Consider the following 24,322-nt stretch of genomic DNA (forward strand, 5'->3'; position numbering starts at 1 on the left):
CTGCCCTTCCTGCCCCGCCTCCCCTGCCCGGCTTCCCCTCCACCGCCTCCCCTGCCCTGCCCCGCCCCCGCCTCCGCCCCCTGTCGGCTAGGCCACCGCGTCCCGCTCCACCGGACAGCTCATGCAGCGCGGCCCGCCCCGCCCCCGCCCCAGCTCGCTGCCCGGGATCTCGATCACCTCGATGCCCTGCTTGCGCAGGTGGGTGTTGGTCGTGACGTTCCGCTCGTACGCGACGACCACGCCCGGCTCCACGGCGAGCACGTTGCAGCCGTCGTCCCACTGCTCGCGCTCCGCCGCGTGCACGTCCTGGGTGGCCGTGAGCACCCGGATCGCGTCCAGCCCGAGCGCGGCGGCGATGGCCCGGTGCATGTGCTCGGGCGGGTGGTCGGTGACCTTCAGCTCGCTCGCACCGCCGCCCGGCTCGATCGTGTAGGAGCGCAGCATGCCCAGGCCCGCGTACTGGGTGAACGTGTCCGCGTCGACCATCGTCATCACCGTGTCCAGGTGCATGAACGCCCGCCGCTTCGGCATGTCGAGCGCCACGATCGTCGTCGCCGACCCGGCGGCGAACAGCCCGCGCGCCAGCATCTCCACGGCCTGCGGGGTGGTCCGCTCGCTCATCCCGATCAGCACGGCGCCGTTGCCGATGACCAGGACGTCGCCGCCCTCGATGGTGGACGGGTAGTCGGCCTGCCCCTGCGACCAGGTGTGGAAGGGTCCGGAACCGGTGAAGAGCGGGTGGTGCTTGTAGATGGCCTCGAAGTGCACGGTCTCGCGCTGCCGGGCCGGCCAGCGCATCGCGTTGATGGACACCCCGTCGTAGATCCAGGCGGAGGTGTCCCGGGTGAAGAGGTGGTTGGGCAGCGGCCCCAGCAGGAAGCCGTCCAGCTCCAGGGCGTGGAAGCGGACCGACACCGGCTCCGCGTGCCGCTCCAGGAACTCCCGCTTGGTCATCCCGCCGATCAGCGCCTCGGCCAGGTCGGCCGACGGCAGTCCGTCGAAGACGGCCCGCAGGTGGCCGGTGGCGAGCGGACCGTACTCCTTCTCGTCGAAGACCCGGTCCAGGACGAGATGTCTCGCCTCCGGGATGTCCAGGGACTCGACCAGCAGGTCCCCGAAGAGGTGGACCTCCACGCCCCGGTCGCGCAGGACGTCGGCGAAGCCGTCGTGCTCCTGGCGGGCCCTGCGCACCCACAGCACGTCGTCGAAGAGCAACGCGTCCTTGTTGCTCGGTGTGAGCCGCTTCAGCTCCAGGTCGGGCCGGTGGAGGATGACGCGGCGAAGCCGCCCGGTCTCGGAATCGACATGGAATCCCATGCCGTACACGTTCGCAGACCGGGCGGCTTTTTGACGTGGCGTCGGCCCAGGGCGTCTCCAGCGGGTCCGTCCCGCCGGATCCGGCGGCGGGTGCGGGCCCGCCGGTTCAGCGCAGGCCGAGCAGGGCCTCCGGGGTGCCGGTGAGGTCCGGGGCGATGATGCCCAGCGCGGGGGCGGTCACGTTCGGCAGCCCGTGGTTGGACGCGTCGGGCATGGTCAGCGGGGAGCCGACGAGCAGGCCCGGGGTCCGGGTGCGCACGGTGGTCGCGGGTGCGTCGAGCGAGCCCTCGCCGTCCGTCTCCGGCTTGCCCGCCAGGTTCGGCACCGGGGAGGTGAGGAGGGTGTTCCCGAGCTCGGTGCCGATCGGCACCGCCGGCAGCAGCGGGGTGGGCAGCATGTCGCCCTTGTGGAACCGGGGCGCCTCGGGTGCTCCGACCACCGGCACCGGCACTCCGGTGGCCAGGTGCGGGACGTCCACGCCGAGCGTGGTCCGCACCGCGTCCAGGGGGACTCCCACCGGCACCGCGTCGGCCATGGCCGGGGTGGCCGCGCCTGCCGCGGCCATACAGGTCATGAGTGCCGCAATGCTTCCGCGCGCGGTCATCTTCATAGGTGACGTTCCGTCCTTCCAGGGTCGCGGACATTCCGCTGCCCTGGATGAACGATCCCGCCGGTGGTTTTCCCGGAGTTCTCCGCGAAAGTTCCCCCATACGACCTAATGCGCGGCCGTACGGGGGCCCTTCCTTGACGCCGGGCGTTCCAGCTGGGCGTCGTCAGAGCCGCGGGTCCACCGGCTCCGACTCCAGCGCGAGCACGGCGAAGACCGCCTCGTGGACCCGCCACAGCGGCTCCCCGGCCGCCAGCCGGTCCACGGCCTCCAGACCGAGCGCGTACTCGCGCAGGGCGAGCGAGCGCTTGTGCCCGAGGTGGCGTCCGCGCAGCCGCTCCAGGTGGTCCGGACGCGTGTACTCGGGACCGTAGATGATCCGCAGGTACTCGCGTCCGCGCACCTTCACCCCCGGCTGCACGAGCCGGCCCTTGCCGTCCTTGGCGTACGCCTGGAGCGGTTTGACGACCATGCCCTCCCCGCCGGCGGCCGTCAGCTCCAGCCACCAGTCGGTGCCCGCCCGTACCGAGGCCTCGTCGGCGGTGTCCACCAGGATCCGGCCGGTGCGGCGCAGCAGTCCGGTCCCGGCGGCCTCGTCGGCGGCGACGAGCCGGTCCAGCCAGAACAGCTGCTCGTCGTGGGGTACGGCCGCCAGCGAGCGGCCGGCCGCCGCCAGCAGCTGGAACGGGGCGAACCGTACGCCGTCCAGCCCGTCGGTGCTCCAGCAGTAACGCCGGTACGCCTCGGTGAACTTCTCCGCGTCGGCGGCCCGCCCGCGCTGGCGCTCCAGGAGCTCCCCGGTGTCGACGCCCCGGGCCGAGGCCGCCTCCAGGGCCGCGATGGCCTCCGGGAACACGGCGCTGGAAGCCGCGCCCACGGCGGCGTACTGGTTGCGCAGCAGTCCGGTGGACTTCAGCGACCACGGCAGCAGTTCGCCGTCCACGAGCAGCCAGTCGGTGTCGAGCTCCTCCCACAGCCCGGCGTCGGTGACCGCCGAGCGGAGCCGGCCGAGGACCTCCTCGGTGACCGCGGGGTCCTTGAAGAAGGGCCGTCCGGTGCGGGTGTAGACGGACCCGGTGGGGCCGTCGACCCCGAACCGCTCGCGGGCCGCGCCGGCGTCCTTGCAGAGCAGCACGGTGGCGCGGGAGCCCATGTGCTTCTCCTCGCAGACGACCTGGGCGATGCCGTCCTTGCGGTACTGCGCGAAGGCCTCGGCGGGGTGCTCCAGGTAGCCCTCCTCCGAGGAGGTGGCGGTCGGCGCCATGGTCGGCGGGAGGTACGGGACCAGGCGCGGGTCCACGGCGAAGCGGCTCATCACCTCCAGGGCGGCGGCCGCGTTCTCCTCGCGGACGTTGACGTTGCCCAGGTGCCGGGTCTCGACGATCCGGCGGCCGTGGACGTCGGCCAGGTCGAGCGGACGTCCGTCATGGCCGCCGGGCGCCTCGGTGACGAGCGGCTTGACCGGCTCGTACCAGACCTTCTCTGCCGGTACGTCGACCAGTTCGCGCTCGGGCCAGCGCAGGGCGGTCATCTTCCCGCCGAAGACGGCTCCGGTGTCGAGGCAGATGGTGTTGTTGATCCAGGCGGTGTTCGGGACCGGCGTGTGGCCGTAGACCACGACGGCCTTGCCCCGGTAGTCCTCGGCCCACGGGTAGCGCACGGGCAGCCCGAACTCGTCGGTCTCGCCGGTGGTCTCCCCGTACAGGGCGTGCGCGCGCACCCGGCCGGAAGTGCGGCCGTGGTACTTCTCGGGCAGCCCTGCGTGGCAGACCACGAGCCGGCCGCCGTCGAGGACGTAGTGGCTGACCAGGCCCTGGATGAAGGTGCGGACCTCCTGGACGAACTCCTCCGGCTCCCGTTCGAGCTGCTCGATCGTTTCGGCGAGGCCGTGGGTCCGCTGGACCTTGGAGCCCTTGAGGTGACGGGCGAGCTTGTTCTCGTGGTTGCCGGGCACGCACAGGGCGTTGCCGGAGCCGACCATGCCCATCACGCGGCGCAGTACGCCCGGACTGTCCGGACCGCGGTCGACGAGGTCGCCGACGAACACCGCGGTGCGGCCCTCGGGGTGGGTGCCGTCCTGATAGCCGAGCTTGGCGAGCAGGGTCTCCAGCTCGGAGGCACAGCCGTGGATGTCGCCGATGATGTCGAAGGGGCCGGTGAGGTGGGTGAGGTCGTTGTAGCGCTTCTCCAGGACCACCTCGACCGATGCGACCTCCTCGGGCGTGCGCAGCACGTGCACCTTGCGGAAGCCCTCGCGCTCCAGGCCGCGCAGCGAGCGCCGCAGGTCGCGGCGGTGGCGCTGGATGACGGCGCGCGGCAGCTTGGCCCGCTCGGCGCGGGCCGCGTTGCGCTCGGCGCAGACCTCTTCGGGCAGGTCGAGGACGATCGCGATGGGCAGGACGTCGTACTCGCGGGCGAGCTGGACCAGCTGCCGGCGGGACTCGGCCTGGACGCTGGTGGCGTCGACCACGGTGAGGCGGCCGGCGGCGAGGCGCTTGCCCGCGATGTAGTGCAGGACCTCGAAGGCGTCCTTGCTGGCGCTCTGGTCGTTCTCGTCGTCGGCTACCAGGCCCCGGCAGTAGTCGGAGGAGATGACCTCGGTGGGCTTGAAGTGGGTGCGGGCGAAGGTGGACTTGCCCGAGCCGGTGGCCCCGATCAGGACGACGAGGGACAGGTCGGTGACGGGAAGTACGCGCTTGCGGCCGGTGGCCGTATCGCCTGCGGCCGTGGTGCCGGCGGTGTCGGTGCTGTCGGTGGTCATGCTGCCTCGCCCTCCTTCGGGGTGTCGGTGTCGGTGCCGGTGCTGCCGGCGGTGCCGGTGTTCAGGGTGAAGACGGCCATCTGGGTCGGCGGCCCCACCTCGGGGTCGTCGTCCCCGACGGGCAGGTGGGCGACGGAGTAGCCGTGCCGGGAGGCGACGTCCCCGGCCCAGGCCCGGAACTCCGCGCGGTTCCACTCGAAGCGGTGGTCGCCGTGCCGGACGTGCCCGGCGGGCAGGGTCTCCCAGCGGACGTTGTACTCGACGTTCGGCGTGGTCACGAGGACCGTGCGGGGGCGGGCCGAGCCGAAGACCGCGTACTCCAGGGCGGGCAGCCGCTCGAGGTCCAGGTGCTCGATGACCTCGCTGAGCACGGCCGCGTCGTAGCCCACGAGCCGCTTGTCGGTGTACGCGAGCGAGCCCTGCGTCAGGCGGACGCGGGAGCTCTGCCGCTCCCCCATCCGCTCCAGCCGCAGCCGCTTCGCGGCGATGTTCAGCGCCCGGACCGACACGTCCACACCCACGATCTCGGTGTACGCCGGGTCCTTGAGCAGCGCCTGCAGCAACTGGCCCTGTCCGCAGCCCAGGTCCAGGACGCGGGCCGCGCCGGCCGCTCCCAGCGCGGCGAGGATCGCCTCGCGACGCAGCACGGCGAGCGGTACGGGCTTCTCCTCCGTGTCGGTGGTCTCGTCGACCGCGTTGTCGATCTCCTCCACCTCGCTGCCGTCGGCCTCGGCGAGGCGGACCAGCTCCAGCCGCTCCAGGGCGTCCTGGGTCAGCCGCTTGTGGCGGGCCAGGTAGCGGGAGGTGATCAGCCCGCTCTCCGGGTGTTCGGCGAGCCAGCCGTCTCCGGCGCGCAGCAGCTTGTCCACCTCGTCGGAGGCGATCCAGTAGTGCTTGGAGTCGTCGAGGACGGGCAGCAGGACGTACAGGCCGCGCAGCGCGTCGGAAAGCCGCAGCTCGCCCTCCAGGACGAGGCGCACGTACCGGGAGTCGCCCCACTCCGGGAAGGTCTCGTCGAGCGCGACCGGGGTGGCCGTGACCGACTCCCATCCGAGCGGGGCGAACAGCCGGTGCACGAGCTCGGCGCCGCCCCGGGCGGGCAGCACCGGGATCTCGATGCGCAGCGGGCGCACCTCGTCGGGCAGCTCGGGGCGGGCCGCGCACTGCCCCTTCAGCGCGCTGCGGAACACTCCGCTCAGCGCGACGGCCAGCAGCGAGGAGGCGGCGTAGGGGCGGTCGTTGACGTACTGCGCGAGCGCGGCGTCCGGCGTGCCGCCCTGCCCCTTGCCCTGACCACGCCGCACGAGCGCGACGGGATCCACCTCCAGCAGCAGGCCCGCCGTGCAGCGCTCGTCCGTGGCTTCGGGGTAGAAGACGTGGGCGGTGCCGTGGGAGGTGGAGAACGCCTGCGTCTTGCCGGGGTGCTTGTGCAGCAGGAAGCCCAGGTCGGTGGCGGGGCGCTCGGCCGTGCCGGTCGTGGAGATCGTCAGGAACATGTGAGCGATTGTTGCTGGTCACCGGTGTTGCCCGCGCCCTATTTTCCGGGGGCGCCTACCGTCGAATCATGAGCGGCAACGTTGTTGTGTACGAGCTCGACCAGCCGGGAACGGGGTCCGTCCGCCGGGTGCACGCCGCCCCCCACGCTCCGGGAAGCAGTACCGGGCGCGGCCCGCGGACCATGTGCGGCAAGGACACCTTCGCCATGGAAACGGCCGACTGGAAACCGTCCGAACATCCGGACGCCTGGTGCCCGCCGGAGTACGCCGACTCGGTGTGCCCCGGCTGCGAGGCGGTGATGAGCGAGGACTAGTCCGCACCACCCTCGACGTGGGGTCCCACATCGGGTCCGACATCGGGTCCGGCACCGGGTCCCCAGGGTGATGACGTCTCCATCATGACAGGTCAGAGGCCGTTTTCGTAGGACGGACGGCACAGCCGATCAGCCTTGTTCCAGGCCTTGTTCGGCTCCCAGAATCTCCCTCATGAATCCCACGGAGAACATCAATCACGACGCCGTGCTGCGCGCCCGGGTGGCGCTCCTCGGATCGGGCACGCTGCCCGTCCGGGAGCGGGTGGCCGCCTATCGCGTCCTCGTCCGGGTGAGTCCGTTGGCCTATCTGCCGCTGCTGGCGGCCGCGTTGTACGCGTACAGCCGTCAGGAGTTCGCCCACCGGCCCGGGATAGCGCTTGCCCTGCGCGCCGAGTCCGTCGCCGCGGCGCGCCGGATGGGCGCGCTGGAGCCCGGGGAGACCCAACTGCTCCTCACCGCACTGGTGCACTACCGCGAGCAGCTGCTCCTGATGGAGCGTCCGGAGGAACTGGCTTCTGTGGAAACGGAGATGACCGCCCTCGTGGCCTCGGGCGGCGGATCGCCGGGCGTGCGCTGGGACCTCAGAGGAGCGTAGCCGCCAGTTCCGCGATGCGGTCGGGGCCGATGCGGCAGCAGCCGCCGATGAGGCGGGCGCCGGTGCGGCGCCAGGCGGCCGTGGGCCAGGGGGCGGGGGTGACCGGGGCCCGCCAAGTGGCGGTGGCGGGCTCCCAGACCGAGCCGTCGTTGGGGTAGGCGAGCAGGGGTTTGGCGGTGACGGTGGCGGCCGCTTCCAGGGCGGGCAGGACCTCCGCCGGGTCGCAGCAGTTCACGCCGACGGCGATGACCTGCGGGGACCCGGCAGCGAGGGCGAAGGCCTCGGGCAGGGACTGGCCGGCCCGGGTCCGGCCGCCCTCGACGGTGTAGCTCAGCCAGGCGCGGGCGCCGGTCTCCGCGAGGACGGTGAGCAGGGCCTCGGCCTCGGTGGCGTCCGGAACCGTCTCCAGGGCGAGGACGTCGGGGCCCTCGGCCAGCAGCGCCGCGATCCGGGGCCGGTGGAAGTCGGCCAGCTCGCGCACGCTCAGCCCGTACCGGCCCCGGTACTCGGAGCCGTCCGCCAGCACCGCCCCGTACGGGCCCACGGACGCGGCGACCCACACCGCGCGGTCCGCCGCCCGGGCCGCCGCCTCGGCCAGACGGACGCTGCGCCGCAGCAGGGCCGTGGTGCGTTCGGGGCCGTACCCGTGCCGGGCGAAGGCGGCGTACCCCACCTGGTAGCTCGCGGTGATCAGCACCGCGGCGCCGGCCCGTACGTAGGCGGTGTGGGCGGCCGTCACCTGCTCCGGCCGTTCGGCGAGGACCCGGCCCGTCCACAGTCCGCCGGACAGGTCGCAGCCCTGGTCGGCGAGCTGGTTGCTCAGCCCGCCGTCCAGGAGCACGGTCCGCCCGCCGGGGCCGGTCAGGGCCCCGGCGAGCGGGCGGGAGGCGCGGGGCACGGTCGCCGCTCCCGTCAGCCGAGCTGGGACTGGACCCGGGAGGAGATCAGCTCCAGGTGGTCCAGATCGCCGAGGTCGAGCAGTTGGAGGTAGAGGCGGGAGGAGCCGACCGCCTCGTAGGCTCCGATCCGGTCCACGACCTCGGCCGGGGAACCGGCCAGGCCGTTGGCCTTGAGATCCGCCACGTCGCGGCCGATGGCTGCGGCCCGCCGGGCCACCTCGGCGTCGTCCTTGCCCACGCACACGACGAGGGCGTTGGAGTAGACGAGGTCGCCGGGCTTGCGGCCGGCGAGCTCGGCGGCCGCGCGGACCCGGCCGAACTGCCGCTGGCTGTCCGCGATCGAGGCGAAGGGCATGTTGAACTCGTCCGCGTACCGGGCGGCGAGGCGCGGGGTGCGCTTCGCGCCGTGGCCGCCGATCAGGACCGGGATCTTGTCCTGGGCCGGCTTGGGCAGCGCCGGGGAGTTCTCCACCTGGTAGTGGACGCCCGTGTAGTCGAAGGTGGCGCCGGGCGCGGTGGCCCACAGCCCGGTGACGATCTCCAGCTGCTCCTCCAGCCGGGCGAGGCGCTCGGCCGGGAAGGGGATGCCGTACGCCTTGTGCTCCTCCTCGAACCAGCCCGCACCCAGGCCGAGTTCGATCCGACCGCCCGACATCTGGTCGACCTGCGCGACCTGGATGGCGAGCACGCCGGGGAGCCGGAAGGTGCCGGCCGTCATCAGCGTGCCCAGCCGGATCCGCTTGGTCTCGCGGGCCAGGCCCGCCAGGGTGATCCAGGCGTCGGTGGGCCCGGGCAGACCGTCGGCCGCACCCATGCGCAGGTAGTGGTCCGAGCGGAAGAAGGCGTCGAAGCCCAGGTCTTCGGTGGCCTTGGCGACGCTCAGGAGGGTGTCGTAGCTCGCGCCCTGCTGGGGCTCGGTGAAGATACGGAGATCCATGTCCCCATCCTGCCCTGAGTCACCCGGCTGCCTCCGGTGTCCACACCACCGAGCCGGGCATCGGGGCCCGTGTGCCGCGGATGCGCAACCAGAACCGGAGGCATACCCAGCGGGCCGGAGCACGCCGGTACCGGTGGAGCTTTGTCCATGAGCACTGGACCGGCGGACGACGAGCCTTCGCCGCCCCCGCGGAGACCGCTGGAGCCGAACCAAGAGGTCCATGACCAGCGCCAAGGGCGCTGTGATCACCCTCGACGCCGCGGCCGGCGCGATCGTGGCGGCCTGGGGCCTGGGGCCTGGGGCCTGGGGCCTGGGGCCTGGGGTCTGGGGTCTGGTGGAACTCATCACGGGTGGCGGAGGCCCTCCGCCACCCGATCCGCACCTCACCACCGCCGAACGCGTACAAGAATGCGAGGCGGCCCACGGCATGAACGGAGCGCCCCAGAAACCCACGTCCAACGGGTCGACCGTGTTCGCCACCTGCTCCCGGTCTCCGCCCAAGCTCGCGGATCCGGACGGCTACTTCGCGATCCCCGTGAACACGGAGCATCTTGAGGACGGGTCGGAGACGACCAACGACAGCGAGGCCACCCGCGTCACCGGACATGGCTCTGGTGGAGCGGACGGATCCAGCGAAGCCGGCCACCGGCGCCCGGGTCGGCTATCCGAGCCTGGAGCCCTGGAAAGGTGCGCTGCCCTTTGACCCCGGGAGCCCCGAAGCCGTCGTGGTGCAGGCCGCGCGCTACCAAGTCGATCAAGTGACCTGCGCCTGACCGGACACCGGGCGGAGGGTCTCGGGGCAGGCCGCCGCCGGGCACGTCGACCACGGGGAGGCCGAAGCCCGCCTTCCGATCCATGCCGCCTCCTGCTCCTTTCCACCCCGGTTCCACCCCCGCTCCACCCCGGCCGGGTGAATCTGAGCGGGCCTGACGGTCCGCCGCCGCCGTGCCAGTGACCAGCCCGGATGGGGATCGTTGGCTCGGACGGAGCCGGACCGCCCGGCCCGCGCGCCGGCGGCGTTCGCCGGTGCGTCCACCGCCCCCTTCCGCCTCTCGGAAGGGCCAGGGCCGAGGAGGCCGCCATGTCCCAGGAGTCCGCGCCGGAGACCCACCGGCAATCCCGTCAGGACTGTCAGACCGGGCAGGCAGCGCACGACCACGCACGCCAGGAGTCCGCGGTGCCCGCCCAGGGCGGCGCGCCGAAGGGCCTGCTGCAGCAGATGGAAGAGCTGATGGCGGCGCTGAACGCCGACCTCTCGCAGCTCGACGCCGACCTCCAGTCCTCCACCGACCGCAGCCCCGGCACCGCGCTGCCCCAGGGCGCCCGCACCCCGGAGAGCGAAGACCGCCCGTCCTACCGGTCCTTCTGACCGCCCGGGTCCCGTCGCGCGCGACGGGACCCCACCGAAGCACCCCGCACGCCGCAGCACCCCGGCTCGAGCCACCCCGCCTCGGCCCACGCCGACCCAGGCCACGCCGGCCCGGCCCACCCCAGCTCGGCCCACCCCAGCTCAGGCCAACCCGGCTCAGGCCACCCCAGCTCAGGCCAACCCGGCTCAGGCCAAACCGCCTCGGCCCACGCCAGCTCAGGCCAACCCGCATCGGGCACCCCGCCTCGGGCCACGCCAGCTCAGTCCACCCGGCTCGGGCACGCCTCCTCGGACCACGCCAGGTCAGGCCAACCCGCCTCGGGCCACGCTGGTTCAGCCCACGCCAGCTCAGTCCACCCGGCTCGGGCACGCCTCCTCGGACCACGCCAACTCAGTCCACCCCGACTCGGTCCACCCCAGCGCAGGCCCCCTCGGGCACGCCCCCTCGGGCCACCCTGCCTCGGCACGCCTCCTCGGGCCACGCAGGCTCAGCCCACCCCAGCTCGGTCCACCCCAGCTCGGTCCACCCCGGCTCGGTCCACCCCGGCTCGGGCACGCCTCCTCGGGCCACCCCGGCTCAGGCCGCCCCACCGCAGGCCACCCCGGCTCATGCCACCCCGGAGGCGGATCCCCGCTCGCGCACGGCCATCCGGCGCAGGATCGCCCGGACCCGGTCGCTCGACTCGTCGGCCGCGTCTATCGACTCTATGCACTGCCAGTACAGACCCTCGTCGTCCGTCCCGCAGGCCACCCCGACCAGCGCTATGCCCACTTCGCCGAGCAGTGCCTGCAGCCCGAGCAACGCCTGCCGGGCGTCCGTCACCTCGGTCAACTGCGCCGCCCGGGGCGGGAGATCGGGCGCATAGCCCTCTCCGCGCAGAGCCGCCCGGTCGAGCACCCCGCAACCTCTTCCCCCCGCTTCACCCAGCCCCCGTGCCTCCGATCTCAGCTCCGGCGGCCCGGTGACCGCCAGCCAGCTCCCTATCCCCTGCGCGAGGGCCTGCGCCTGCCAGGCCTCGCCCACGATGTCCCAAGCAGCCCCGCTCTGCGCCAGCGCGTGCCGGCCGGCTGCGATGAGCCGTACCGCGTCCATATGCCGTCCCCCGTCCGCACGACATCTTGCCGTTCTCTCCACTACCCAGAGTGAGGGCAACGGGCCGGTAAAGCCAGGGGTATTCGGAAATTGTGGACACCGAAGATGGTTGTGGATATCGCCATCACTCCGAAGAGTGACGGTCTGCCCCGGGAGTGCCCGGGACGGGGAACCGCAACTCGTTCCGCTCGATCTTCGCGGCGAGCGCATCCAGCACATCGACCCCGAGGACCTCACAGAACTGCAGCAGGTAGGCGAGTACGTCCGCCACCTCATCGGCCACTCTGTGTGCGGTGTCCGGTTTCTCCATGACCTTGGCGGACTGTTCGGGCGTCAGCCACTGGAAGATCTCCACCAGTTCGGCCGCCTCCACGCTCAGCGCCACCGCCAGGTTCTTGGGCGTGTGGAAGGGTTCCCACCCGCGCGCCGCCGCGAACTCGGCGAGCCGCCGCTGGAGCCGGTCGATCCGCTCACCGGCCCCCTCTTCTCCCCCGGTCACTCCATGCTCTTCGCTCATGCACCCAGGTCTACCACCGAGACCCCCGCGACCTCCCGGGCGGCCGCCGCGCAGGCCTCGCCCGCCGAGGCCGCCAGCCTGACCTGCCCGCGCCCGCACGCCAGTACGGCCAGCCGCAGCAGCTCGGCGGTCTGCCGGCCGTCCAGGTCCCGGTCGAAGCCGTCCGCGAGCACGGCCAGTGCCTGCCGCGCGGAGGGCAGTTCGGCCGCCGGATCCACGTCCAGGACGCCCGGCCCGGTCAGCAGCACCAGCGCGAGGGCCAGGAAACGCAGCTCGCCCGCGCCCAGCCGGGCCAGTTCGGTGGCGGGCCTGTCCGGGCCGCGGTCCAGCAGGCCGGTGACCGGGCCGCCCTCGGGAGCCCGTACGTCCAGCCCGGCGACCCAGCCCGCGCAGGCGGTACGGGCGGCCCCGGTCAGCAGGCCGTACCGGGTGCCGCACTCCAGGCGGGTCCGGCGCAGCACATCGGCCAGGTTGGCGCAGTCGGCCAGCAGCCGCCCCTCCCCCGGCAGGACCGGCTCCCGCATCCGCTCCGGGCGGGGGTCACAGGGGAACACCGCGCGCAGCGCGACCACCACTTGCTCGGCGGCGGCCAGCACCTGCCGCTGCCCCTCGGTGGCCCCGGCCACCCGCAGCGGGAGCAGCGCGGTCCCGAGCCGGTCGTCGGGCAGCGGGGCCCGGGTGACCCCGGTGGCTCCGCCGGTCAGCCAGGCCGCCTGTACGGACCGTCGCCCGGGGTCGCGGAGTGCGGTGGCGAGCAGGACCTGCCCGCCCACGGAGAGCCGCTCGCCGACGATCCGCAGCGTCGGCTCCGCCTGGACGGCGAGGTCGAGCCGGACCGGCCCGGCGGGGCCGTCGACCGTACAGCCGATCCGGAAGCCCCGGCGCCGCTCGGCATCGGGCACCGCCCGGTCCGGGATCCGGGCCCGCGGGTCGGGGAACACCTCCTCCAGGGTGGCCCCGGCGCCCAGGGCGGCCAGCGCTCCGTAGGCCTCCAGCACCTGGGACTTGCCGCTCCCGCTCGGCCCGGCGAAGAGGGTGACGGGCCCGAGAGCGAACCGTGCCCCGCGGTGCGCCCCGTAGGCGGAGAGCCGCAACTCGGTGACGGCGGGCCGCAGATGCGGGGCGCCTGCGGCGGGCGGGGCAGGGTCCTGGGCCGGAGCCGGAGCCGGAGCCTGGGGCGGAACCCGGACCGGGTCCGGGGCCTGAGCCGAAGCCGGGGCCGGAGCCTGGGGCGGAACCCGGACCAGGTCCGGGGCCGGGGCCGGGGCCGGAGCCGGGGCCGAGGCCGGAGCCGCGGCCGAGGCCGGAGCCGCGGCCGAGGCCGGAGCCGCGGCCGAGGCCGGAGCCGCGGCCGAGGCCGGAGCCGCGGCCGAGGCCGGAGCCGCGGCCGAGGCCGGAGCCGAGGCTAAGGCCGGAGCCGAGGCTAAGGCCGGAGCCGAGGCTAAGGCGGCCGGAGCCGGGGCTGAAGACGGAGCTGAGGCCGGAACTTGGGCCGACGCAGGCGCCTGTGCCCGTGCCCGTGCCCGTGCCGCGAGCGGAGCGCCAGCAGGAGCCGTGACCTGGCCAACGGCCAACTCCGGGCCGGCGAACACGGCGGAAGCCGTGGGGGCCGCGGGCAGGGCAGAAGCAGCGGAGGCGGGGAGCCCGGCCAACGCAACGGCGGGCGCAGCCGACGTGCCGGCGGGCAAGGCCGAAGCGACGGCGGGCGCAGCCGGAGCCGCGGAGGCCGTCGGCGCCGGTGAAGCAGGCGGCGCGGTCAGCGCGGTGGGAGGCGTGGCGGAAGCCGGGGCGGGGGCCGGTGGGGTGGCGAGGCGCGAGGTCATGCGCGGGACGGTACGGGCCGCCGGACCCCCCGTGGGTCCGGCGAACCGTTCCGCCCGCGGGACCTTCCTACGATCGGGGGACGGCCGCGGCCGCGATCCCCTCCACCTCGGTCCCGACGGGCGCCAGCAGGAAGACGTTCCGGTCGACCCGGTGCATCCCGCTGCCCAGCCCGAAGACCACGCCGCTGCTGAAGTCCAGGATCCGCTTGGCGACTTCGCCGTCCGCGCCCGTGAGGTCCAGCAGCACCGGGATCTGCGCGATCAGGTACTCCGCCACCTCCCGCGCGTCCGCGAAGACCTGGACCCGGATCACCACGAAGCGCCGCTGCTCCGCCGCGGACGCCCCCGGAACCGTGGGGATCGTGCGGTGATCCACCCGGGAGGGCCACTCGTTGCGGCTCCGCAGGGGAACCACCTGCGCGAGCCCCTCCCACTGTTCGTCGGTGACGTCGTACCTGCTCACCAGGCCGCCTCGGCCTTGCGCTTCATGTGCATCCCCCCATCCTCTCGCGTTTCACCCGTTCAGCCCAACACCGACACGAGGCAGCTGAGACGCCCCGCCTGCCACCCTCCGCCCACCCCTCACCTACCCCCCGCCCGTCGAGTAGGTTAGGTTAGGCATACCTAAGTACGCGCCATCTCGCCACTCGGGACGACGGAGATCCACATGCACCTGCCCCTGCCGCTGCCCACCGACGCCGAGCGGATCCGGTCCGTCCTGGCCGCCGCCCACTCCATGACCGTCGTCACCGACGGCCGGCGCACGGAGATCCGCCACCTCGACGGCACCGACCCCCTCGGCCGGCTGCACCTGCACCCCGCCGATCCGAACGCCCGCTCCGAGCACCGCCCCGCGATCCGGCTGGAGTTCACGGACATCGCGCCCACCCCCGTACGGGACCGCGTGCGCGCCCGGGTCACCCTCGTCGGGCGCCTGCTCACCCCTTATACGGACGGAAGCGCCGAAGGCTCCGGCTCCACCTGCGTGGAGTTCGGCCGGGCCGTCCTCGAAACCCCCGACGGCGCCCGCTCGTACGTCGGCCTCGAAGAGCTGGACGCGGCCGGCCCCGACCCGCTCGCCCCCTACGAGGCCGGGATGCTCACCCATCTCCTCGACGACCACGCCGAACTGGTCACCCTCCTGCTGCGCCTGGTCCGGCCGCGGCCGGCGGCGGACGCGGGGGCCGGGTCCGCCGTCCTGCGCGCGCTGCCCCTCGCCATGGACCGGTACGGGATCACCCTGCGGCTGGAGGAGCGGCACGGGCACCACGACGTACGGATCCCCTTCCCCTCCCCGCTGGACGACGTGGAGCAGTCCGGGGCGCAGATCCAGGCCCTGTTCAGCGCGGCCCGGCGCAGCTCGCACCGCAACACCCTGCCCGCCTGAGCGACCTCCCCCGGGAATAGGCCATTCCGGAGCGGGCCGGAAAGAACGGAACGGCCGGAACTGCCGGAATGGCCGGAAAGGAGCGCTCGAACCCGGAACAACGATCCCCCGAAGGCCTGTTGAAAGGATCATGAAGGCAATCACATACACCGCATACGGAACGTCTGACATCCTCACTCTCACCGAGGTTCCGGAGCCCAAGGTCGGTCCCGGTGAGGTCATCGTCCGCGTCAAGGCCGCCGGCGTGAACCCGGTCGACTGGAAGCTCGCCTCCGGATACCTCGACTCGATCCTCGAAGTCCGCTACCCGGTCATACCCGGCTGGGACGTCGCGGGCGTCGTCGAGGCGGTCGGCGAGGACACCTTCGACTACGCCGTCGGCGACGAGGTGTACGGCTACGTCCGCAAGGAGTGGGTGGAGCTGGGCACTTACGCCGAGCTGGTCACCGCCCCCGTCCGCACCCTCGCCCGCAAGCCGCGCGAGCTGACCTTCGAGCAGGCCGCCGGGATCCCGCTGGCCGGGCTCACCGCTTACCAGTCCCTGACCCGTGTGGGACTCAAGGCCGGTGAGACCGTGCTCATCCACTCCGCCGCCGGCGGCACCGGCTCCCTCGGCGTGCAGATCGCCGTCGCCCTCGGCGCACGCGTCATCGGCACGGCCGGCGCGCACAACCACGACTACCTGCGCTCGCTGGGAGCCGAACCGGTCCTGTACGGCGAGGGCTTCGCCGACCGGGTCCGCGAGCTGGCGCCCGAAGGGGTGGACGCCGCCCTGGACTTCTTCGGCGACGACGTGGTCCCGGCGCTCCAGTCCCTGGTCAAGGAGCGGCACCGGGTGGTGTCCATCGCCGACTCCACCGCGGCCGCCCAGGGCGCGCACCAGCTGTGGGTCCGCCCGGACACCGCCGACCTGACCTTCCTGGCCGAGCTCGCGGACGAGGGCCGGCTCACGGTCAACGTGGAGCACGCGCTGCCGCTCGCCGAGGCGGCGAAGGCCTGGGAGCTGAGCGCCACGGGCCGCACCCGCGGCAAGATCGTCCTGACGGTCTGAGCCGGGGCCGGGCCCCTGCCCCGGCCTCCGCACACGGACGTGCCGCCGGAGCGTTTCGCTCCGACGGCACGTGACTCCGTACGCGACGCGACCCCTCGCTCAGGAGGTGATCGGCGGCGCCGCACCGCCGCCGCCCGCCGGGCCGAGCGAGGGGCCGATCGCCCGCAGGGCGCCCGGTGTCCGCCCCTCGCCCCAGCCGATCTCCCGCCGGTAGCTGCCGAGCAGACCCCGGCCGGCGAGCCCGGCCTCGTCCCGTACGGCCGGGTCCTCGGGGACCGGACGGGTCAGCGGGGACACGAACAGCGCGTCCACGGGGCAGTTGGCCTCGCAGAGGAAGCAGGTCTGGCAGTCCTCCTGCCGGGCGAGCAGCGGGATCCCCTGCGGTCCCCGCTCGAAGACGTCGGTCGGGCACACCTCCACGCACTTGTCGCAGGCGATGCACCGCTCGGCCGAGACCAGTTCGATCATGCGACCAGCTCCGCCGGCCGCGTCCACACCCGGTCGAGCCCGCCCGTCACGATGCGGTGGTGCTGCGCCGGGTCCTGCCCCGGGTGGTCGAGCCGGCGGGCCATCCCGCGGCTCTCCGTACGGGCCAGCGCGGAGGCGTACATCCAGCGGGCGTGCGCCGTCATGGCCGCCGCCTGGCGGACCTTGACGAGCCCGGCACCCTCCCCGCGCACGGAGCCGCGCAGCTGCGCCCATACCTCGTCAAGGGAGCCGAGGGCGCCCCCGAGGACGGAGCCGTGCCGCAGGTAGTTCTTGTCGTACGGCAGCACTTGCTCCTGGACGAGGCGTACGAGTTCCCGCGCCTCGCCGGGCCCGGCCGCGGACCCGGCGCCCCCGGTCGGGCGCAGGCCCGCCCCGCCGGCCCCGGTGACCGGCCGGAAGGCGGCCCGGCCCGAGCCCAGCGAGCGGGCGTACCGGGCCGCGCCGGCCCCGGCCCAGCTGCCCGAGGACATCGCCCAGGCGGCGTTGTGGCTGCCGCCTCCGGTGAAGCCCCCGCAGATCTCCTCACGGGTGGCCGCGTCCCCGGCGGCGTACAGCCCGGGGACCGAGGTGGCGCAGTCGTCCCCGGTGATCCGGATCCCGCCGGTGCCGCGGACGGTGCCCTCGGCCAGCAGGGTGACGGAGAAGCGTTCGGTGAAGGGGTCGATGCCGAGCCGGTCGAAGGTGAGGAAGAAGTTCGGCTGCGCGAGCCGCATCGCGGCCTGAGCGGTGGCGTCGGCCCGGTCGAGGCGGGCGTAGACCTTGGCTCCGGTGAGGAGTTCGCGGGCGATGGCGGAGCGGCCGCCGAGGCTGGCGGCGCCCTCCAGGACCTCGCCGTCCTCCTGGTAGAAGGTGGCGAAGGTGTAGAAGGCCGTCTTGGTGACGGAGGTGCCCTCGGGGGCGATCCCGTAGGAGTTGGAGAACTCCATGCCGGACAGTTCGGCCCCGGCCTCGGCGGCGAACAGCGCGCCGTCCCCGGTGTTGGTGTTGGTGCCGAGCGCGCCGCTGAGGAAGGCGCAGCCCCCGGTGGCCAGGACGACGGCGCCCGCCCGGACCCGGAAGGGTTCGCCGGCCTGGCGGCGGTGGCCGACGGCGCCCGCGACGGCGCCGTCCGCGTCGGTCAGCAGCTCGGTGACGGGGCTGTGGTCGAGGATCCGGACCCCGGCGCGGCGGATCCGGATGCGCATCCGCCGCATGTACTCGGGCCCCTGGAGGCCGCCCCGCAGCGGCCGGCCGTCGGGGCCGGTCGGGAAGGGGTAGCGCCCCTCGTCCGCCAGCTCGTTCATCCGGTCGTACGTCTCGTCGAGGACCCGGGACATCCACCGCCGGTCGGCGAGGTACCCGCCGAGTCCCTCGCGGCTCGCCATCGCCGCTTCGCGGGCCGCCGGATCCGGCGGGACGTACCAGACGCCGGTGCCGCCGGCGGCCGTCGCCCCGCTGGTGCCGCAGTAGCCCTTGTCGGCGAGGACCACGGAGGCCCCGGCCGAGGCCGCCTTGAGGGCGGCCCAGGCGGCGGCGGGGCCCCCGCCGACGACGAGCACGTCGGCGACGTGCTCGCTCACGGGGTCGCCCCGGCGGTGGCGTAGCGGTTGGCGGGGCGGGCCAGGCCGTAGTTCTCGCGCAGGGTCCGGCCGGTGTACTCGGTGCGGAAGAGTCCGCGGCTCTGGAGGATCGGCACGACCTGGTCGACGAAGTCGGTCAGCCCGGTGGGGAGTACGGGAGCCATGATGTTGAAGCCGTCGGCGGCCCCCTGGGTGAACCACTCCTCCAGCTGGTCGGCGATCTGCTCGGGCGTCCCCGCGAAGACGCGGTGGCCGCGGCCCGCGCCGAGGCGGGCGATCAGCTCGCGCAGGGTGAGGCCCTCGCGGCGGGCGAGCTCGGCGACGAGCGTGAAGCGGCTCTTGTTGCCGTTGATGTCCCGCTCCTCGGGCAGGTCGGGCAGCCCGCCGTCGAGCGGCAGCCCGCTGAGGTCCACGCCCAGCATGTTGGAGAGCTGCGCGAGGCCGTACTCCGGAATCTGGAGCTCGGTGAGCTCCTGTTCCAGGGCCCTGGCCTCGGCCTCGGTGGAACCGATGACGGGGGCGATGCCGGGCAGGACGAGCAGCTGGTCCTCGGTACGGCCGTACTTGGCGAGGCGGGACTTGAGGTCCTTGTAGAAGGTCTGCCCGTCGGCGAGGGTCTGCTGGGCGGTGAAGACGGCCTCGGCGTACTGGGCGGCGAACTCCTTGCCGTCCTCGGAGGATCCGGCCTGCACGAGCAGCGGGTGGCCCTGCGGGGAACGGGGCACGTTGAGCGGTCCGGCGACGCCGAAGTACTCACCGCGGTGCGCGGCGGGGTGGAGCTTGTCGGTGTCGGCGTAGATGCCGTTCTCCTTGTCGAGGACGATCGCGTCGTCCTCCCAGCTGTCCCAGAGCTTGGTGGCCACGTCGAGGAACTCGCGGGCCCGGTCGTAGCGGAGGTTGTGCTCCAGGTGCTCGTCCCGGTTGAAGTTGCGGGCCTCGTCGACGCTGCCGGAGGTGACGATGTTCCAGCCGGCGCGGCCGCCGCTGATGTGGTCGAGGGAGGCGAACTTCCGGGCGGTGTTGAAGGGTTCGTTGAAGGTGGTGGAGACGGTGGCGATCAGGCCGATGTGCTCGGTGACGGCGGCGATCGCGGAGAGCAGGGTGAGCGGCTCGAAGCCGCCGACGGCGTTGTAGCGGGCCTTGCCCCAGAGGGCCACCCCGTCGGCGAAGAAGATCGAGTCGAGCCGTCCGCGCTCGGCGGTGCGGGCCAGTTCCTGGAAGTAGCGCAGATCGGTGATCCGCTCGGGGCTGCTGGCGGGGTGGCGCCAGGCGGCGTCGTGGTGCCCGGCGTTCATGAGGAAGGCGTTGAGGTGGAGGGTCCGCGGTGCGGTCATGTCTGGTCCTCGGTTCGGATCCGGGCGGGGACCCCGCGGGGCGGGGGCCGGGAACGGGGGGAACGGGGCCGAAAGGACCCGGGGTTTGGTGCCCGGCCGGAGGCCGGGAGTCATGCGCGGAGGCCGGGAGTCATGCGTGGAGGCCGAGAGCCCTGACCGGTCCGAAGGCCAGGGGTCAGGGACAGGGCCCCGGGACCCTGGCCAGGGGTCCCGGGCCGGGGCCAGGGGCCATGGCCCCGACCACGTGGACCGGGCCGGACCGGGGCTCGGGCGTCAGGGGTGGCCGGGCCTCAGGACGGGACGCGCCACGTGCTCAGACGGCGTTCGATCGTGACGAGGACCTGGTTGAAGGCCAGGCCGATCGCGGAGATCGTGACGATGCCCGCGTACATCTGCGGGATCGCGAAGTTGAACTGGGAGGCGTTGATCAGGTAGCCGAGGCCCGCCTTCGCGCCGATCATCTCGGCGGCGACCAGGACCAGGATGGAGACGGCCCCCGCCAGCCGGATGCCGGTGAAGATGACCGGCACCGACGCCGGCAGGATCACCTTCTGGAACAGCTTCGGCGTGGACAGGTCCATGGAGCGGGCCAGTTTCACCAGCGTCGGATCGGCGTTGCCCACGGCGCTGATGGTGTTCAGCAGGATCGGCCAGACGCAGGCGTACACGACGATCGAGACCTTCGAGGTCTCGCCGATGCCCAGCAGCAGGACGAACACCGGCAGCAGCGCGAGCGCCGCCGTGTTGCGGAACACCTCCAGCAGCGGCCCGAGCAGCGCCGCCACCGGCCGGTACCAGCCGATCAGCAGGCCGAGGGGGACCGCGACGGCCACCGCGATGCCGAATCCGCCGAAGGAGCGGGCCAGGCTGGCCTTGCTGTGCTCGGCGAGCTGCCCGTTGCCCAGCAGCTCCCACCAGGCCTTGGCGACCTCGCTCACCGGCGGCAGGAACGTCGCGTCGACCAGCCCCAGCCGCGGCGCCGCCTCCCACAGGGCCAGCAGCGCGAGGATCGCCGCCGAGCGCAGCGCCACCGCCCGCAGCCCCCGCAGGACGCGCAGCGCCAGGGGCGCGGCCGGCACCCGTACGGGGGGCCGCGCGGGGGTCCGTACGTCCGGGGGCGCGAGGTCCCGTACGGCTGTCGCCGCCCCGGCCTCCGGCTCCGCCTCCACCGCCGCTTCCACCGTGGTGCTCATACGGCGACCTCCTCCTTCTCCAGTTGCTGGGCGCGGGCCACCTCGTCGTGGAGCAGGGTCCAGATCTCGTGGCGGTAGCGGGCGAACTCCGGGCTGGAGCGCAGGTCTTCACCGGTGGCCCCGGTGGCCCGGTCGCCGAACGACACCGGCACGACCTGCTTGACCTTGCCGGGGCGGGAGGTCATGACGGCCACCCGCTGCCCGAGGTACACGGCCTCTTCGATGCCGTGCGTGATGAACACGACCGTCTTGCCGGTGCTCTGCCAGATCCGGCGCAGTTCGTCCTGGAGGGACTCGCGGGTCTGCGCGTCGAGCGCGGCGAACGGCTCGTCCATCAGCAGCACGTCCGGGTCGTACGCGAGCGAGCGCGCGATGGCGACCCGCTGGCGCATGCCGCCGGACAGTTCGTGCGGGTGCCGGTCCTCGAACCCGGTGAGACCGACGAGGTCCAGGAACTCGCGGGCCTTCGCCGCCCGTTGGCGGCGCGGGACGCCGGTGGCCTCCAGGCCGAACTCGATGTTGCCGAGCGCGGTGCGCCACGGAAGCAGCGCGTACTGCTGGAAGACGATGCCCCGGTCGAGTCCCGGCCCGGTGACCGGCTTGCCGTCGAGCAGGATCCGGCCGGAGGTGGGCGGGGTCAGACCGCCGAGCAGGTCCAGGAGGGTGGACTTGCCGCAGCCGCTGGGGCCCACGACGACCACGAACTCGCCGGAGCCGATCTCCAGGTCGATGCCGTCGAGGGCGGTGAACTCGGTCTTCTTGTCCTTCGTCGGGAAGGTCTTCGTCACGGAGTCGAACACGATCTTCGCCATGGCGCCGTCAGCCCTTCCCGGACGCGTTGAACTCGTTGGTGTAGAGGTCGGCCGCCTTGAGCTGGCCCTTCTTGATCTCCCCGCGCCCGCCCAGCCAGTCGATCCACAGCTGGAACTCCTTGTCGGCGATCCGGCCGCCCTGCTCGGCGACTCCGTAGGAGCGCCAGTACTGCAGGGTCGAGGTGTCCTCGTTGCGGCCGCGCTTCTTGACGATCTCCGTCATCCGCGCGATGACCTCCTCGCGCGGGGTGGCGCGGGACCAGTCGATGGCCTTGGCCACGCCCGTGGTGAAGGTGCGGACGGTGTCCGGGTTCTCCTTGATGAACTTCTGCGTCATCACGTACGAGCCGGCGCTGAACGCGCCGAGCAGTTCGAAGTCCTTGAACAGCGGCCGGATGCCGCCCGTGGCCAGGGCCTTGTCGCGCAGCACGCCGCTGAGGACGCCGACCTCGATCTGCTTCTGCCTCAGCGCCTGTTCGGTGTTGACGGGGGGCACGACGAGGGATTCGACCTTGGCCGCGTCGGCCTTCGGGACGCCGTTGCGCTCCAGGTAGATGTCGAGCAGGGCCTGGGCGTGGGCGCCCAGGGTGTTCATGCCGACCTTCTTGCCGATCAGGTCGCGGGCGGAGCGGATCGGGCTGTCCTCCAGGACGTAGTAGCCGAGGTAGCTGTACTGGTCGGAGCCGTAGTAGGAGGTGACGGCCTTGATCTGGGCCTTGCTCGCCGCGAGTTTGACGATCGCGCCGTTGAAGGCGCCGCCGAAGTGGGTCTGGCCCGTGGCCGCGGACTGGATGTCCTGGGGGCCGCTGATGGTGTTGCCGACCCAGTCCAGGGTCACGTCGCCGAGGTAGCCGAGGTCGGCGGCGAGCTCGGGCAGGCTGACCGCGCCGACGTTGCCCTGGTACTTCAGGGAGGTGATCTGGCCACCGCGGCCGCCGCTGGCGGTCGCCGTCCCGCAGCTCACCGCGGCCGCCGAGATGCCGAGCAGGGTGAGGAACTGGCGTCGGGAGGTACGGGTGGAGGTGAAGGCTGCGGACATGGCGATTCCTTGTCGATCCGGGTCGGGCTGGTCGGGCGGGCGGGAGGTCAGTGAGGGAGAGAGGGAGGGTGGGGCGGTTTCCGTACGGGGATCAGCGCGCGGTGGCGAGCGCGGCGGCCTGAGCCGCGCGCAGGGCCTCGGCGAACTCGTCGACGGCCTGGTACAGGTCCAGCTCCGCCTCCGGGCGCAGCCGGTCCGGGCCGGACCCGCGCTCCACGGAGGAGTCCAGGACGAAGCGGCCGGCGGTGACGTGCCGGGCGCCGAGCGCGGCGAGGACCGGGCGCAGGGCGTAGTCGATGGTCAGGACGTGGGCGAGGCTGCCGCCGGTGGCCAGCGGGAAGACCGTCTTGCCGGCCAGCCCGTCCTGCGGGAGCAGGTCGAGGAAGGCCTTGAGCAGTCCGGTGTACGAGGCCTTGTAGACGGGCGTCGCGATGACGATCCCGTCGGCTTCGGCGACGGCTTCCAGGGCCCGGCGGATCTCCGGCTCACCGCGGCGGGCGGCGAGCAGATCGGCGGCGGGGAGCTCCCGGACGGCGAGCTGCGCGGTCTCGAACCCGGCGTGGTTCAGGCGGCGCAGCACGTGATCGGCGACCACGTCGGTACGGGAGTGGACGGACGGACTGCCGGTGAGGGCGAGCAGCTTGGGCACGGAGCGCTCCTTGGCTGATGGGGCGGGTCGGGACGGGTCGTTCTGGTTCTGCGTCTGCTTCTGCTTCTGTCTTCTTCGCCTGTCGGCTCAGGCTTCGGAGGTGGAGGCTCCGGAGGCGATGCCGAAGGCCGGGTCCGGCACGGTCTCCGGGCTGATCAGCCGGGACGGGACCCCGTCGGGCCCGACCGGGACGTCGCCGTCGACCGTCACGCGGCGCAGGGTGCGCTCGTGGTCGTCGGAGTCGTCGACGCCGTAGTGCTGGGTGGCTCGGTTGTCCCAGATCGCGACGTCACCGGCCTGCCACTGCCAGCGGACGGTGTTCTCGGGGAGCTCGATGTGGGCCTGGAAGAGGTCCTGGAGGAGTCGCGAGTCGCGGCCGGTGAGCCCGTTGATCCGCTGGACGAAGTTGCCGAGCAGCAGGGTGCGTTCGCCGGTCTCGGGGTGGACCCGGACCACCGGGTGCTCGGTGAGGAACTTGGTCGAGGTGAACACCTCGCGGTACTGGGCCAACGCCTCGGGAAGGGCGTCGGGCTTCAGGGCCGCGTAGTCGTACTCGTTGGAGTGCACGGCGCGCAGGCTGTCGGCGAGGACGCGCAGCGGCTCGGGCAGGCCGGCGTAGGCGGCGGCCGTGTTGGCCCACAGGGTGTTGCCCCCGTACGGCGGGATGGTGACGGCGCGCAGGATGGAGAAGGCGGGGTAGGCGGGGACGAAGGTCACGTCCGTGTGCCACTGGTTGGCGCGGGCTCCGTGGTGGGAGTCGATGCCGAGCGCGTAACGCCCGTCGGCGGAGGGCACGGTGGGGTGCGCGACGGGCGCGCCGAGCAGCTCGGCGAAGGCTTCGTGCCCGTCCTCGTCGAGGTGGTCCTGACCGCGGAAGAAGACGACCTTGTGGGCGAGCAGCGCGGCCCGGATCCCGGCGACGGCCTCGGCTTCGAGCTCGCCGCCGAGCCGGACCCCACCGATCTCGGCGCCTATGCGGCCGCCGATCTTGGTGACGGTGAGGTCGGTGCGGGTGGCAGTGGACATGATGGGCTCCTTGTTTATTTCCGCAGCGGAAGAAATAAGGGAAAGCGAGAACGGT

General features: G+C 73.0%; 23 protein-coding genes. 5 read left to right on the forward strand and 18 right to left on the reverse strand.

The features are described from left to right. Positions 1-87: 87 nt before the first annotated feature. The 4 genes from OHA37_RS08620 to OHA37_RS08635 all read right to left on the reverse strand — a co-directional run bounded on the left by OHA37_RS08620 (position 88) and on the right by OHA37_RS08635 (position 6,181). A complete protein-coding gene (locus OHA37_RS08620) occupies positions 88-1,317 on the reverse strand; it encodes an arginine deiminase (RefSeq protein WP_266903751.1) in 1,230 nt (409 codons plus the stop codon). A 106-nt stretch (positions 1,318-1,423) separates the two neighbouring features. Then, on the reverse strand, positions 1,424-1,891 hold the full coding sequence (locus OHA37_RS08625) for a hypothetical protein (RefSeq protein WP_266903752.1): 468 nt from the start codon (positions 1,889-1,891) through the stop codon (positions 1,424-1,426). A gap of 199 nt (positions 1,892-2,090) precedes the next feature. Further along, a complete protein-coding gene (locus OHA37_RS08630; protein WP_266903753.1) occupies positions 2,091-4,685 on the reverse strand; it encodes a polynucleotide kinase-phosphatase in 2,595 nt (864 codons plus the stop codon). Continuing rightward, a complete protein-coding gene (locus OHA37_RS08635) occupies positions 4,682-6,181 on the reverse strand; it encodes a 3' terminal RNA ribose 2'-O-methyltransferase Hen1 (RefSeq protein ID WP_266903754.1) in 1,500 nt (499 codons plus the stop codon). The genes OHA37_RS08630 and OHA37_RS08635 overlap by 4 nt, the downstream gene beginning before the upstream one ends. A gap of 68 nt (positions 6,182-6,249) precedes the next feature. Between OHA37_RS08635 and OHA37_RS08640 the strand changes: the two genes are divergently transcribed. Both OHA37_RS08640 and OHA37_RS08645 read left to right on the forward strand, forming a co-directional pair. Next, positions 6,250-6,495, forward strand: coding sequence for a hypothetical protein (locus tag OHA37_RS08640; RefSeq protein WP_266903755.1), 246 nt, complete (start codon positions 6,250-6,252; stop codon positions 6,493-6,495). Positions 6,496-6,667: 172 nt separating this feature from the next. After that, positions 6,668-7,090: a hypothetical protein gene (locus tag OHA37_RS08645; RefSeq protein ID WP_266903756.1), complete on the forward strand. Its 423-nt coding sequence runs from the start codon at positions 6,668-6,670 to the stop codon at positions 7,088-7,090. Here OHA37_RS08645 and mmuM read toward each other — a convergent pair. After that, the gene (gene mmuM, locus OHA37_RS08650; RefSeq protein ID WP_266903757.1) at positions 7,077-7,988 is read right to left on the reverse strand and encodes a homocysteine S-methyltransferase; all 912 of its coding nucleotides are present in this window, start codon (positions 7,986-7,988) and stop codon (positions 7,077-7,079) included. The two genes, OHA37_RS08645 and mmuM, sit on opposite strands and share 14 nt — an antisense overlap. 14 nt (positions 7,989-8,002) lie before the next feature. Continuing rightward, entirely contained in the window at positions 8,003-8,926 is a 924-nt protein-coding gene (locus OHA37_RS08655; protein ID WP_266903758.1) for an LLM class F420-dependent oxidoreductase, read from the reverse strand. A gap of 1,081 nt (positions 8,927-10,007) precedes the next feature. On the opposite strand from OHA37_RS08655, the gene OHA37_RS08660 reads away from it, so the two are divergent. Continuing rightward, complete coding sequence (locus OHA37_RS08660) at positions 10,008-10,295, forward strand: hypothetical protein (RefSeq protein WP_443046129.1); 288 nt, start codon at positions 10,008-10,010, stop codon at positions 10,293-10,295. Between the two features lie 607 nt (positions 10,296-10,902). Here the strand turns inward: OHA37_RS08660 and OHA37_RS08665 are convergent. From OHA37_RS08665 to OHA37_RS08680, 4 genes are all read right to left on the reverse strand, one after another. After that, positions 10,903-11,388: a DUF6099 family protein gene (locus OHA37_RS08665; RefSeq protein ID WP_243331552.1), complete on the reverse strand. Its 486-nt coding sequence runs from the start codon at positions 11,386-11,388 to the stop codon at positions 10,903-10,905. Between the two features lie 124 nt (positions 11,389-11,512). Next, positions 11,513-11,905 carry a nucleotide pyrophosphohydrolase gene (locus OHA37_RS08670; RefSeq protein ID WP_266903759.1) on the reverse strand — a complete coding sequence of 131 codons (393 nt, stop codon included), beginning with the start codon at positions 11,903-11,905 and terminating at the stop codon, positions 11,513-11,515. Continuing rightward, positions 11,902-12,999: an ATP-binding protein gene (locus OHA37_RS08675; RefSeq protein ID WP_443046130.1), complete on the reverse strand. Its 1,098-nt coding sequence runs from the start codon at positions 12,997-12,999 to the stop codon at positions 11,902-11,904. Before OHA37_RS08675 ends, OHA37_RS08670 begins: the two co-directional genes overlap by 4 nt. Positions 13,000-13,795: 796 nt before the next feature. After that, a complete protein-coding gene (locus OHA37_RS08680; protein WP_250742110.1) occupies positions 13,796-14,191 on the reverse strand; it encodes a cell division protein SepF in 396 nt (131 codons plus the stop codon). A 204-nt stretch (positions 14,192-14,395) separates the two neighbouring features. Here OHA37_RS08680 and OHA37_RS08685 point away from each other — a divergent pair, with 204 nt between their 5' ends. Both OHA37_RS08685 and OHA37_RS08690 read left to right on the forward strand, forming a co-directional pair. Beyond that, positions 14,396-15,115, forward strand: a complete 720-nt coding sequence (locus OHA37_RS08685; RefSeq protein ID WP_266903760.1) for a DUF2470 domain-containing protein — start codon at positions 14,396-14,398, stop codon at positions 15,113-15,115. 130 nt (positions 15,116-15,245) lie between these two features. Continuing rightward, positions 15,246-16,166: an NADP-dependent oxidoreductase gene (locus OHA37_RS08690; RefSeq protein ID WP_266903761.1), complete on the forward strand. Its 921-nt coding sequence runs from the start codon at positions 15,246-15,248 to the stop codon at positions 16,164-16,166. Between the two features lie 99 nt (positions 16,167-16,265). Here OHA37_RS08690 and OHA37_RS08695 read toward each other — a convergent pair whose 3' ends face one another. From OHA37_RS08695 to OHA37_RS08730, 8 genes are all read right to left on the reverse strand, one after another. Next, positions 16,266-16,634: a 4Fe-4S dicluster domain-containing protein gene (locus tag OHA37_RS08695; protein WP_266903762.1), complete on the reverse strand. Its 369-nt coding sequence runs from the start codon at positions 16,632-16,634 to the stop codon at positions 16,266-16,268. Then, positions 16,631-18,214: an FAD-dependent oxidoreductase gene (locus OHA37_RS08700; protein WP_266903763.1), complete on the reverse strand. Its 1,584-nt coding sequence runs from the start codon at positions 18,212-18,214 to the stop codon at positions 16,631-16,633. Before OHA37_RS08700 ends, OHA37_RS08695 begins: the two co-directional genes overlap by 4 nt. Continuing rightward, positions 18,211-19,548 (reverse strand): LLM class flavin-dependent oxidoreductase, encoded by a 1,338-nt coding sequence (locus OHA37_RS08705; RefSeq protein WP_266903764.1) that lies wholly within the window; start codon positions 19,546-19,548, stop codon positions 18,211-18,213. Before OHA37_RS08705 ends, OHA37_RS08700 begins: the two co-directional genes overlap by 4 nt. 290 nt (positions 19,549-19,838) lie before the next feature. Further along, positions 19,839-20,741 (reverse strand): ABC transporter permease, encoded by a 903-nt coding sequence (locus OHA37_RS08710; protein ID WP_443046131.1) that lies wholly within the window; start codon positions 20,739-20,741, stop codon positions 19,839-19,841. Beyond that, on the reverse strand, positions 20,738-21,553 hold the full coding sequence (locus OHA37_RS08715; RefSeq protein WP_266903765.1) for an ABC transporter ATP-binding protein: 816 nt from the start codon (positions 21,551-21,553) through the stop codon (positions 20,738-20,740). Before OHA37_RS08715 ends, OHA37_RS08710 begins: the two co-directional genes overlap by 4 nt. Positions 21,554-21,560: 7 nt before the next feature. Next, entirely contained in the window at positions 21,561-22,592 is a 1,032-nt protein-coding gene (locus OHA37_RS08720; protein WP_266903766.1) for an ABC transporter substrate-binding protein, read from the reverse strand. Positions 22,593-22,683: 91 nt separating this feature from the next. Continuing rightward, positions 22,684-23,241, reverse strand: coding sequence for an NADPH-dependent FMN reductase (gene ssuE, locus OHA37_RS08725; protein WP_266903767.1), 558 nt, complete (start codon positions 23,239-23,241; stop codon positions 22,684-22,686). A gap of 87 nt (positions 23,242-23,328) precedes the next feature. Continuing rightward, positions 23,329-24,267, reverse strand: coding sequence for a TauD/TfdA dioxygenase family protein (locus OHA37_RS08730; RefSeq protein WP_266903768.1), 939 nt, complete (start codon positions 24,265-24,267; stop codon positions 23,329-23,331). Between the last annotated feature and the right edge of the window lie 55 nt (positions 24,268-24,322).

It is taken from the genome of Streptomyces sp. NBC_00335, assembly GCF_036127095.1.
Classification (GTDB): domain Bacteria; phylum Actinomycetota; class Actinomycetes; order Streptomycetales; family Streptomycetaceae; genus Streptomyces.